The sequence below is a fragment of the Novosphingobium sp. HII-3 genome (assembly GCF_002916655.1).
GTDB lineage: Bacteria > Pseudomonadota > Alphaproteobacteria > Sphingomonadales > Sphingomonadaceae > Novosphingobium > Novosphingobium panipatense.
The window spans coordinates 1-11,930 of record NZ_PPSM01000020.1; the positions used below are offsets into that span (position 1 = coordinate 1).

Annotated in this window: 7 protein-coding genes; 4 read left to right on the forward strand and 3 right to left on the reverse strand. The window is 64.6% G+C overall.

Going from position 1 to position 11,930, the window contains the following annotated elements; genetic code table 11:
* Positions 1-377: 377 nt before the first annotated feature.
* The gene (locus tag C2R25_RS08720) at positions 378-2,654 is read right to left on the reverse strand and encodes an FdhF/YdeP family oxidoreductase (RefSeq protein ID WP_103728822.1); all 2,277 of its coding nucleotides are present in this window, start codon (positions 2,652-2,654) and stop codon (positions 378-380) included.
* Between the two features lie 302 nt (positions 2,655-2,956).
* Positions 2,957-3,787, reverse strand: coding sequence for an alpha/beta fold hydrolase (locus C2R25_RS08725; protein WP_103728823.1), 831 nt, complete (start codon positions 3,785-3,787; stop codon positions 2,957-2,959).
* A gap of 301 nt (positions 3,788-4,088) precedes the next feature.
* Here C2R25_RS08725 and C2R25_RS08730 point away from each other — a divergent pair, with 301 nt between their 5' ends.
* The 4 genes from C2R25_RS08730 (at position 4,089) to C2R25_RS08745 (ending at position 10,426) form a co-directional block, all read left to right on the forward strand.
* Positions 4,089-6,398 carry a TonB-dependent receptor gene (locus C2R25_RS08730; RefSeq protein ID WP_103728824.1) on the forward strand — a complete coding sequence of 770 codons (2,310 nt, stop codon included), beginning with the start codon at positions 4,089-4,091 and terminating at the stop codon, positions 6,396-6,398.
* Between the two features lie 130 nt (positions 6,399-6,528).
* On the forward strand, positions 6,529-6,933 hold the full coding sequence (locus C2R25_RS08735) for a hypothetical protein (RefSeq protein ID WP_103728825.1): 405 nt from the start codon (positions 6,529-6,531) through the stop codon (positions 6,931-6,933).
* Positions 6,934-7,052: 119 nt separating this feature from the next.
* On the forward strand, positions 7,053-8,243 hold the full coding sequence (locus C2R25_RS08740) for a PepSY domain-containing protein (RefSeq protein WP_233203854.1): 1,191 nt from the start codon (positions 7,053-7,055) through the stop codon (positions 8,241-8,243).
* On the forward strand, positions 8,240-10,426 hold the full coding sequence (locus C2R25_RS08745; protein WP_233203855.1) for a TonB-dependent siderophore receptor: 2,187 nt from the start codon (positions 8,240-8,242) through the stop codon (positions 10,424-10,426). The genes C2R25_RS08740 and C2R25_RS08745 overlap by 4 nt, the downstream gene beginning before the upstream one ends.
* 30 nt (positions 10,427-10,456) lie before the next feature.
* Here the strand turns inward: C2R25_RS08745 and C2R25_RS08750 are convergent, their stop codons facing one another.
* On the reverse strand, positions 10,457-11,929 hold the full coding sequence (locus C2R25_RS08750; RefSeq protein ID WP_103728827.1) for a TolC family protein: 1,473 nt from the start codon (positions 11,927-11,929) through the stop codon (positions 10,457-10,459).
* Between the last annotated feature and the right edge of the window lies 1 nt (position 11,930).

The following is an 11,930-nucleotide window of genomic DNA, read 5'->3' on the forward strand; positions in this document are numbered from 1 at the left end:
TTCTGATAAAGCTCCACTCTCTTCATCCTTCCACCTCCGCACAAAAGCGAAGGTCTAACAGGACTGGCCCTTTTTTATCCCGGTGCTCCGGTCCGGTCCGTGGCCCCTTTTATTCCCGGTGTTCTCAGGCAGGTTCGCTGCGCCCGGAGCACCGTCGTCGTGACAGCCGGAGCAGCCGTACCAGGAGAAGTAGCGACCGCCCTGGGCAACCTGATAGAGGTTGGCCTGATAGGCCGCTATGCGGGGGTCCGCGTTTCCTGTCGGTGCCGTTTGCGGCAGGCTCGGTCCAAGGTTCCGCGCCTCCCTGCTGCAGGCGGCGAGCGCGGGGAGGCTGGCCAGCGCCAGTATCAGTATCGTTGCGCCCCTCACGCGGACGATCAGGTCTCGATGCGAACCGGCACCGCCTTGGCCGCAGGCGTCTTGGACTGCTCGTCGTGATACCACAGCGGAATGAGGGGGTTCATCTCGGGATAGTAGGCACCGATACATCCGCGTGGCAGCAGGAAAGGCGTGACGGTAAGCCCGTCGACCTTTCGATGCACGCCGTCCTGTGCATCGCTGACAAGCGCCACGACCTGTCCGTTTTCGAGACCGGCGGCGGCGATGTCCTCGGGGTTCATGAGCACGACGTCGCGCGTTCCTTCGATCCCGCGCAGCCTGTCCGAATAGCCGTAGATCGTGGTGTTGAACTGATCGTTTGAGCGCAGGGTCACGAGCCGGTAGCGTCCTTCGGCAGCCGCGAAACCCACGGACGTCATTGTTTTGGGGACGGTAAATTCCGCCTTGCCGCTTTCGGTCTTCCAGACGCGCTCGCGCGCCGAGTTGCCGCGATAGAAGCCGCCCGGGGTGAAGACCCGCGCATTGAAGTCATGGAACTGCTCCGGGTAGGTCTCCTCGATCAGATCCCGGATTTTCGCATAGTCGGCGGTCCACTCGTCCCAACGCACCTTCGGGTTCGGCGGCAGCGTGGCCTTGGCGATGCCAGCAACGATCGCCACTTCGCTTTTCAGATGCTTGGAGGCGGGCTTGTTCTTGCCAAGCGAGCCATGGATGCAGGAGAGCGAATCCTCCATCGTCACGGCCTGCGCGCCGCTTTTCTGCACATCCTCTTCGGAGCGGCCGAGACAGGGCAGCAGATAGGCCACTTCGCCGTTGATGAGGTGGCTGCGGTTCAACTTCGTCGCAATCTGAACCGTCAGGCGCATCTTCTGCCAGGCGGCTTCCATCTTCTCGCGCTCGGGTATGGCGCGGACGAAGTTGCCGCCCAGCCCGATGAAGGCCTTCACTTCGCCGGACACGATCTTCTCGCAGGCCTTGACCGTGTTCAATCCTTCCTCGCGCGGCGGCTCGAAACCGTACTGCTCGGCGATCTTGTCCAGCGGCACGAGTTCCGGCTTCTCCGCGATGCCCACCGTGCGCTGACCCTGCACGTTGGAGTGGCCGCGCACCGGCGAGATGCCGGTGCCCTCCCGGCCGACGTTGCCCTTCAGAAGCCATAGGTTGGTGAGCGCTGCCAGGTTTTCGAATCCGTGGACGTGCTGGGTCAGGCCCATGCCGTACATCGCGATCGAGCGCTTGGCCTCTACGTAGATCTGCGCAGCCTCTTCGAGATCGGCGCGGGTAAGACCGCTTTCGCGTTCGATCTCCTCCCAGCTGGTCGCCTCGGCATGGGCCTTCATCGCCTCGAAGCCGCTGGTGTGCTGCTCTATGAAGTCAACGTCGAGGACGTGGAGCTTTTCCTCGGCCCACTTTTTCTCCTCTGCGGCCAGGACATGTTTGATCAGGCCGGTGATCGCGGCGATGTCGCCGCCCGCTTTCACCTGGAGGTAGAGCGTCGAGATCTGTGTCTCCTTGGGAGTCAGCATCTCCACGGGGCTCTGCGGATTCTTGAACACCTCCAGCCCTTTTTCGCGAATGGGGTTGAAAGTGACTATCTTGCAGCCGCGCTTCACCGCCTCCTGTAGCGGATGGAGGAGGCGAGGGCTGTTCGAGCCCGTGTTCTGGCCGAAGAAGAAGATCGCGTCGCATGAGTGGAAGTCCGAAAGAACGCAGGTTCCCACGGGCGAGCCGATCAGCTTCTTCAAGGCGACCGACGTGGTCTCGTGGCACATGTTCGAACTGTCGGGCAGATTGTTGTGCCCGTAGAGCCGGGCGAACAGGGCATAGAGGTAGCTCGTCTCAAGGCTCGCGCGGCCCGAGGAATAGAAGACTGTTGCGCCGGGATCGATCGCCTTCAGTTCCCGGCCGATGGCGGCGAAGGCTTCTTCCCAGTCGCAGGCCACATACTTGTCGGAGGCGCGATCGTAACGCATCGGGTGAGTGATGCGGCCGAGTTGCTCGAGATCATGATCCTTCCAGGTCTTGAGCTCGCTGACCGTGTGCGCCGCGAGAACTTCAGGCGTACAGCGCCGAGAAGTCAGTTCCCACAATGTCGCCTTTGCACCGTTCTCGCAAAACTCAAGGGGATGAGGCTGGGCAGGTTTGGTCCATGCGCAGGACACGCACATGAATCCCTTCACCTTGTTCTGGCGGCGAAGGGTATTCAGGACAGCCGGGGTCGGCTTTTCTCGCCAGGCGATTTCCGCCATGCCGCGAACGGAGCCCCAACCACCTTCGGCCCCTTCGTAGTGGACCGTATCCTCTTCCTCAGCCATCCCGATGCGCCTCCAGTGGGATCATAGACCGCTATTCGGGCAAGATGTTGCCTTACATCCAGCCCTGAAAATTCAGGAGCTGCAGTACGGCTGATACGTGCCCGGAACACGGCCGAACTGTAATAAAGCGCCGTCCGGATCGATGTTCCTGCAGTTTCAGGAGCTGGTCGATGGCTCCCCGGTTACCGGGATGGGGAAGGCCGCGGACGAGGACTACCGCGCATCCGTTGACACGGGTTGATTGTAAAACCCGCGCAGCCGCGCACTGCGCCCGTGGCGAAGCAGTGCGCGGCCTTGGCCGGTCAACTCCTGATGAAGGCGAGCAGATCGGTGTTCACGACGTCGGGATGGGTGGTGCACAAGCCGTGCGGCAGCCCCTGATAGGTCTTCAGGGTGGCGTTCTGGAGAAGCTTGGCGGAAAGCGGCGCCGAGTCCGCATAAGGTACGATCTGGTCGTCGTCGCCGTGCATGACCAGCGTCGGCACCTCCATCCGCTTCAGGTCGTCGCTGAAGTCGGTTTCGCTGAAGGCCTTGATGCAGTCGTAATGCGCTTTTGCGCCGCCCATCATTCCCTGTCGCCACCAGTTCTGGATGACACCCTGGTCCACCTTGGCGCCCGGCCGGTTGTAGCCGTAGAACGGGCCTGAAGGCACATCCAGGAAGAACTGGGCACGGTTGGCGACCAGCGCGTCGCGGAAGCCGTCAAACACCTCCAGCGGAAGCCCGCCCGGGTTCTTCTCCGATTTCACCATGACCGGCGGCACGGCACCGATCAGCACCGCCCGGGAGACGCGGCCGGGCTTCGCGCGGGCCACATAGCGCGCGACTTCGCCGCCTCCGGTCGAATGGCCGATGTGGATCGCGTCCTTCAGATCGAGCGCATCGGTAAGCGCCGCCACGTCGGCGGCGTAGGTGTCCATCTCGTTGCCGAGGAAGGTCTGCGTGGAGCGGCCGTGACCGCGGCGGTCGTGCGCGATGACGCGGTAGCCCTTCAGCAGGAAGAACATCATCTGGTTGTCCCAGTCATCGGCACTGAGCGGCCAGCCGTGATGGAACACGATCGGGGTCGCGTCCCTTGGCCCCCAGTCCTTGTAGAAGATCCGCGTGCCGTCGCTTGTCTCGATGTAGGTCATGCTGTCAGTCCCCTGTCGTCCAGTTGCTGGGAGAAGATGAGGAGTGTTTCCGGCGGCCCCGACGAGAGCTGCGCCCGCGCTTTTCCACCCTGCGACGGAGCGGCGCTTTCTACCATTCTCCCGGCCAGCCGAGAACCGCTAAATGTGCGCTTCTGCACACGAGGGGCCATCCTTCGCCTCCACCCGAATTTCTCCGGCGCGGAATGGACGCGGGCCTGCGGCTCAGCGGTCATCCCGGTGTCATCAAGGGCAAGTAACCGCCCTCCCGCCAGAACACCAACGTGAGGGAAAACCAAGTAAAATGGCAAACAAGAACGCCGTGAAATCCGGCTTTCGTCTGACCTGCGCGGTCGCTGCGCTGCTGATACCGGCGCACGTATTCGCGCAGGACCTCGCTGCGGCCGATCCGGCTTCGGGCGAGGGCCTCGGCGATATCGTGGTGACCGCAGAGCGCCGCACCGAGAGCCTGCAGAACGTTCCTGTCTCCGTCGGAGTCGTCAGTGGTGACCAGCTGCGCGGCCTGCAGGCCGGCGGCGACGACATTCTGTCGCTCTCGGGCCGCGTCCCGGGCCTTTACGCCGAGACCACCACCGGCCGCATCTTCCCGCGCTTCTACATCCGCGGCCTCGGCAACATCGACTTCTATCTTGGCGCCTCGCAGCCGGTCTCGATCATCCACGACGATATCGTGCTCGAACACGTCGTGCTGAAGTCGAATCCGGTCTACGACATGGACCAGGTGGAAGTGCTGCGCGGGCCGCAGGGTTCGCTGTTCGGCCGCAACACCACGGCAGGCATCATCAAGGTCGACACCATCCGGCCGTCGACCGATCGCTGGGCGGGCCGTGTCAACGCCAGCTACGGCGAGTACAACTCGGTCAACGTGGACGCGGGCGTCGGCGGGCCGCTGATTCAGGACACCCTCGCGGTGCGCGTCTCTGGGCTCTACCAGCGCCGAGACGATTGGGTGGACAACCTCTATGATGGCCCCAGCGCCGATGGCACCGTCTCGCCCAAGAAGAACGCCATGGGAGGCTTCGAGGAGCGCGACGGGCGCATCCAGCTGCTGCTGGAGCCGGTGGGCAGCAATTTCTCTATGCTGACCAGCTTCCACGCGCGCAGTTACGAGGGCACTTCGACGATCTTCCACCGCAACGCGCTCAAGAAGGGCTCGAACTCGGTCGAAGCCGAACCGCGCGACAAGATCGCCCTCGACGAGGCACACAACAACCCCCAGGCCTACGACACTTACGGCGCATCGAACCGCATCGCACTGGACTTCGGCCCGGTCACGCTGACCTCGATCACAGGCTGGGAAACCACCAAGGGGTACAGCCGTGGCGACACCGACGGTGGCGCGGGTGCGGACTACCCGGTAAACGGTGTAGCCAACGGCTTCGGCCAGTCGCAAGGCAACGTGCGCGACCTCGACCAGCTCACGCAGGAACTGCGCCTGGCGAGCAGCGGTGACACCCGCTTCAAGTGGCAGGTCGGCGCGATGTGGTTCGAAGAGCGCAACATCACCGACTTCTACCAACGCGCCTACTTCCTCGAAGGCGCCGCCCGCAATCCCAACAACTGGGTGCGCCTGCGCAACGAGAACACCAGCTGGGCGCTGTTTGGTCAGGCGAGCTACGAGCTGGCACCGGGCCTGACCGTGACCGCCGGTGGCCGCTACACTAACGACACCAAGAAGACCCGCCTGCTCAAGACCGCCGACCGCCCGGACGGCACCGTCACTTACACCGGTCGCCGCTACGTCCGCCTCTCGGATGAGAAGCCCAGCTGGGACGTGAGCGTGATGTATGAAGCCAGCCCCGAGGTCAGCGTCTACGCGCGCGTTGCCGAAGGGTTCCGTGGACCCACGATCCAGGGCCGCTCCGCGGTGTTCAACTCGGACTTCACGACGGCCGATTCCGAGACGATCCTGTCAGGCGAAGCGGGCATAAAGACGACGCTGTTCGACAACAAGGTGCGCTTCAACCTGTCGGGCTTCGCCTACCGGGTGAAGGACATCCAGCTCAACGGCAACGACAGCGACGGCAACGGTGTGCTGTTCAACGCCGACAAGGCCGAGGCCTACGGTCTGGAAGCCGAGCTGGAGGCGCGTCCGATCCCCAACCTCACGCTGACGGCGGGTCTCAGCCTGCTGCACACCGAGATCAAGGATCCCGACGTCTACGCGCAGGTCTGCGCTCTCAACGGCACCGTCGTCTGCACGGTGGAGGACCCGACGCTCACCAACGCCCGCGGCGTCTTCGCCCAGATCGACGGCAACCCGCTGCCCAACGCACCGAAGTACACCGCCAACCTCACCGCGCGCTACGACGTACCGCTGGGCAACGGCGGCACGCTCTTCGCGGCGACGGACTGGATGCTGCAGGGCTACACGAACTTCGTGCTCTACAAGACCAGGGAGTTCCACTCCGACGGCGACTTCGAAGGCGGCCTGCGCATCGGCTACACCGCTCCCGGCGGCCGCTACGAGATCGCGGCCTTCGCGCGCAACATCACGAACGAGAAGAACCTCAAGGGCGTGATCGAGAACTACATGGCCGCGGTGTTCAACGAACCCCGCGTCATCGGTGGCTCCATCTCGGCCAAGTACTGAGAGTGAGGACCGGACCGGCAGGCACGATGCCCGCCGGTCCGGTCACCGACGCGCCTGCATGGCGCCGGGCTGTCTTGAGGCAACTTGCCCAGGTGACATGTCGCCTGCTCGGCGCTACTGTCCTGGGTCGATGGAGACGCTCCGCACTTTCTTCAGGCAGCACAACGCGCTGGCTTTCGCGCTCATCGCGATCGCGCTGTGCCTGAAGATCATCGTGCCAAGCGGATACATGGTGGCGCAGGACACGCGCACCATCACCGTCCAGATCTGCCATGATGCAAGCGGGGAGGGGCCCGATCTCAAGATCGCGGTGCCCATGAAGGCGTCCCAGAACGAGGTGCCGGGCAAGCCTGCGAAGGGTGAATGCCCTTACGGCGCGCTCTCGATGGTCTCTCTGGGTGGGGCGCACCCGGTTCTGCTGGCGCTCGCCATGGCGTTTATCATGGCCCTGGGCTTCGCGCCCATCCGTTTCGCGCTCGCGGAGCACATCTCCAATCTGCGCCCGCCCTTGCGCGGCCCTCCGGTACTGATCTGACACGCTGAATCGTTTGTCGGAAACGGCCGGAAGCGCTGCGACGCGCTGTCCCGGCCCCTGCCGGAGCCGTATTTCATGTTGGTTCTTGCCTTGCGCTCCCGTGAGCGCGCCGGTTCGCAGTGCGCGCTGTCGATTTCTCCCGTCCCGCCGGGGCGTGCACGGTGATGGCCCGGCCGCGCGTGTTCGTCCGTCAGGTCCATCTGTGGCTTGGCCTCAGCCTCGGGCTGATCTTCGCCGTGCTGGGGCTGACCGGGTCGGCACTGGTCTTCTATGTCGAGATCGACAAGGCTCTGCACCCGAAGATCGAGCAGGTCTCCGCGGCACGCGCTCTCGATTGGAATTCCGCCGCGTGGGACCGCGCCCTCGCAACGGGCCGGGCGCACTGGAAGGATCAACGCGGCAGATGGTCCTTCGAAGCGACCGAAGAAGCCGGCGCCATTCCCGCCCGGTTCTATCCCGCCTCCGATCACGGCGACCACCACCATGCCGATCGCGAGATGGTGTGGTTTTCCGCCGACGGCTCCCGCGTCCTGCGCGCCGAGCCCTGGGGCGGATACCTCATGAGCTGGCTGTACCAGCTCCACATGGACCTGCTTGCGGGCGATCCCGGGCGTCAGGTCGTGGGCTGGTCCGGCTATGCCGTGTTCGTCCTGCTGATGACGGGCCTTGCCGTGTGGTGGCCGCGCGCAAGCTGGGGCAAGGCGCTGGCCTTCAGGCGCGGTGCCGCACCGTTGCGCCGGTTGAGGGACCTTCACAAGCTGAGTGGTCTCTGGAGCTTCATCCTGCTCCTCATCCTGTCCGGCACCGGAGCGCTCCTTGCGCTGCCCGAGGTCCGAACCTCCCTGCTTGCCGCTGCCGTGGCCAGGCCCGACGCGATGCCGCGCCCGGTCTCAGCCAGGATGTCGGGCGAACAGATTTCCATCGCACGGGCTCTTTTGGCAGCCCACCACGCACTGCCGGATGGTCGTCTTTCCTTCGTGGACGTACCGGAACCGGGATCCGAACCGTTCCGGGTCCGCCTCCAGGTCCCGGGTGATCCGCATCGCCGCTTCCCCGGCAGCTACGTTTTCATCGACCAGCATTCAGGAGCAGTCCTTGCCGTGCACGACGTGCGGCGCGGCAACGCATCCACGACCATCATCGCGTGGATACGGGTGCTGCACGACGGCACGATCGGTGGTCTTTCCACCCGCATCCTCGCCCTGATCGTCGGCCTCGTCCCCACGGTACTTTTCGTCACCGGCATCCTTCACTGGGGCCGCCGCACGCGGGCGCGCGCCACATCACTTGCAACACGGAGCAGATCTTGAAAGCATCACTCCTCGCCCTCTTTGCCGGGTTGGCGGCTACGCCTGCGTTTGCCGACGAGGCGCCCCGCAACCCCACGATCACGGTGACCGGCCATCGCGACCAGGTGAAGCTGGAACAGCGCAGCGACGCCGGCAGCCGGCTCGATCTCACCGTGATGGAAACTCCGGCCAGCATCGAGACCCTGACCCGGGCCGATCTGGAGTTCCGTGGACTAAGGACCGCACGCGAGGCCTTCGCCGACGTCCCCGGCGTCATAGCCGGCAACGTGCCCGGCAACCCTGCCGTCGTCAGCATGCGCGGCTTTGCAGGCAATGTCGTCTCGATCCTGCAGGATGGCGTGCGCATCTCCTCCTCCACCGTGGTCCAGCGCGACACCAACACCTGGCATTTCGACCGGATCGAAGTCATCAAGGGACCGGCGTCGGTGCTGTTCGGCGAAGGGGCGCTCGGCGGCGTCATCAACAAGGTGACGCGTAAGCCAGCCTTTGACGGCAATCACCTGGATGCGCTTCTGAGCTACGGCAGCTTCGACACGCTCTCGGCGGCGGGCGGCGTCAACTACCAGCTGTCGGACACGCTCGCCCTGCGCGCAGACGCCAGCTACCTCCATTCCGACAGCCTCTATGACGTCGACAACAACGAGACGCGATCGAGCGGCCTGACCGCCAGCCTGCTGTTCCAGCCTGCGGCCGACCTCTCCGTTCTGCTGGCGGTCGATCATTACAGCGACCTTTCGGACAGCGCGTATCAGGGAGCGGTGCTCATTCCACTGGCCTTTGCCCGCGATCCGGCGAGGGCGGTGTCCACGGCCAACGGCATGGTGATCGACAACGCCACGCGCCGCCGCAACTACACACCCCATGGCGGATACTCCGGCGCGGACGACACGACCATACGCTCCCGCATCGACCTGAAGCTTGGCGCCGGCTGGTCGCTGGGTACCGATCTGCTCTGGTACACTGCGGACCGTGCCTTCGTGAACAACGGCACGCGCACCTTCATCGCGCCCAGCCTCGGCTTTCCGAACGGCAGCATCCAGCGCGTTCTTACCCGCTTCTATCATGACCACGCGTTCTGGAACGTGCGCATGGCCCTGGCCAACGAAGGCAGGATCGCGGGGCTGCGCAACCGCTTCACGATCGGCGCCGAGTACAATCACACCGACCTCTCCAGCCTGCGGGAGACGAGCACCGGCACACTGGTTCCGCAGGTCGATCCTTTCGATCCGGCCGTCGGGACGTTCCCGGTGAACGGGACGCAGTATCGCGCATCGAACGTCAACTTCGATTCACGTCTGAGGACCGCTTCGATCTTTGCCGAGAACGCCCTGAACCTGACGGGGAAGTTGCTTCTGGTCGGCGGCATCCGGTACGATCACATGGATCTCGACCGCGCCTCGACGGATTATCTCGTCACGTCCAACCCCGTCACCCGCGCCAATCCCCGGTACGACCCGATTTCCTGGCGCGTGGGCAGCAGCTATGCGGTGATGCCGGGCCTCACGCTCTACGGGCAGTACACGACCGCCGTCAGCCCGGTGTCCTCGATCCTGCTGATGCCGCTGGCCAACACCCGGTTCAAGCTGACCAAGGGCTTTTCCTATGAGGCGGGTTTCAAGCTCCTGGCCTTCGACAAGCGCCTGACGGTGACCGGCGCTGCCTACAGGATCGTTCAGGATGACATCATTACCCGCGATCCGAATGATCCCACCCTTACCGTGCAGGGCGGAAGGCAGTCTTCACAAGGCGTGGAGCTGAGTCTGGACGCCGCCATTTCCGACACACTCTCGCTCGGCGGCAGCGTCAGCTATGCCGACGCTCGGTACGACGAGCTGATCGAGGCGGGCGGTATCGACCGGTCCGGCAACCGGCCGGTCAACGTCCCTTCGACGACTGCGGCGGCCAACGTGGCTTACACGCTGCCCGGCGTGCCCGTGACGCTGAGCGGGTTCGTTCGCCATGTCTCGGGCTTCTACACCGACACCGCGAACACCATTCTGGTCAAGGGCCGAACCACCTTCGACGCGGCAGTGTCCTGGAAGATCAACGATCAGGTTATTCTGGCGCTGCGTGGGCGCAATCTCACGGACGCGTTCTACGGCGAGTATTCCGGGTATGGCTCCAACGACATCTACGTCGGCGCGCCCCGCAGCGTGGAGGTGTCGCTGGCGACGCACTTCTGATGAGCCGGGTCGGTGCAACGGTCTGCAGAGCTATTCGTCTGCCGGCCGTACAACCAGGCCCAGCGCATCCTCATCAGCGGTTGCTGCCGCCATCTCGGCGCGGGCGGCAGCGATGCGGGCGAGAGCCTCGATCAGCTTCACCTGCGCGCTGGTCGCACTCTCCTCACGCTGGTTGACCAGGAAGAAGTCGCTCGATCCAAGATCGAAGCGGCGGCGTTCCGCGTTCCCGAGCCGCTCGGCCAGTGCGGTTTCGCGCTCAGTCGTCTCCACCAGCTGCCGGGCCGTTTCTACCTCGATGCCGATGGCGGCGACTTCAGCCCGGATCTTTTCGGCGAGCAGTTGCTGCTTGATGCTCAGCTCGTCGATCTTCGCCTGCGTCTCGGCCAGCTTGCCCTTCGCCTTGCGGTTCTGCAGCGGGATCTTGAAGGTGACGCCCACGATCATCTCCAGCGGTGTGCGGCTGTACCCGCCGAGCCCTTCGGGCCCGACGTCCTTGGCGACTTCGCCACGCACGTCCAGCCGTGGCTTCATGTCGTTACGCGCGAGTGCCAGCCTGACCGTCGCCTTGTCGATCTCCTCCAGAAGGATGGCGAAGTCCGGGCGGCCTTCCAGGTTGAAGGCGGGATCGATCCTCAGCCCGCCAAGGGCGCTCGTCTCCTCAGGCAGGCGCGTGTCCTCGACGATGACCGGCAGGCCCTGTTCGTCGCGATAATAGAGCGAGAGCTTGATGGCGGCCACGCGGAGAGCCTGCTGCGCCTCCACGACGAAGGCCTGTCGCCTGACCAGATTGGCTTCGTTCTCCGTCAGCAGAATGTCGGGCCTCGCCCCCAGCGCGACCTGGCGCTCGATGCCATGCGTGCGATCCTGCGCCAGCGCCAGCAGCGCCTGATACGCCTTGAGCTTCAGTCCGGCTGCCACCCACTTCTGGTAGGCGTCAATCGCCCGGGCCTGCACGCCTATGCTGGTCGCCTTGGTCTCGAACCGGGCGATGTCAATGTCGTTGGCCGCAAGCCGGAATTCGGATCGCCGCGCGTCGATCAGACGATCGCGCAGGAGAGCATAGAGCGCGCCGACCTTCACCTCGCCCAAACGGTTCGTATAAGCCTTGTCCTCATAGACCGGGAAGTCCCCGCGCGAAACGCGGTACTGGCCGTAGATGTAGCCGCCATTGTCCGGAAACGGCTGTTCGGCCTTTCCGGCGACTTCGGTGCCGTCATAGTAGCCTTCGACCCGGCTGCGCCCCTCGACCGCGAACACCGTGTCGAACGCCCCCTGCGCCGTCAGCGCCCGCGCCTCGGCCTGGCGATTGCGGGCAAGGGCGGCGATGATGTCGGGCGCGGAGCGGGCGGACGATCGCAGCACTTCATCCAGCGTCAGTGGGCCGCTGCGGGCCGGGGTGGTCGCCGCCGTTTCGCCGCCGCTGTTCTGCACCCCTGCCTGCGCCTGAGCGGCGGCTGCCGTCGCGGACCAGAGCAGCGCTACCGCACCGATCATGATGCGCATG

Excerpts from the sequence above, each read along its gene's own strand:
- C2R25_RS08750 (WP_103728827.1), bottom strand. The coding sequence starts at position 11,929 with ATGCGCATCATGATCGGTGCGGTAGCGCTGCTCTGGTCCGCGACGGCA.
- C2R25_RS08735 (WP_103728825.1), top strand. The coding sequence starts at position 6,529 with ATGGAGACGCTCCGCACTTTCTTCAGGCAGCACAACGCGCTGGCTTTC.
- C2R25_RS08720 (WP_103728822.1), bottom strand. The coding sequence starts at position 2,654 with ATGGCTGAGGAAGAGGATACGGTCCACTACGAAGGGGCCGAAGGTGGT.
- C2R25_RS08730 (WP_103728824.1), top strand. The coding sequence starts at position 4,089 with ATGGCAAACAAGAACGCCGTGAAATCCGGCTTTCGTCTGACCTGCGCG.
- C2R25_RS08725 (WP_103728823.1), bottom strand. The coding sequence starts at position 3,787 with ATGACCTACATCGAGACAAGCGACGGCACGCGGATCTTCTACAAGGAC.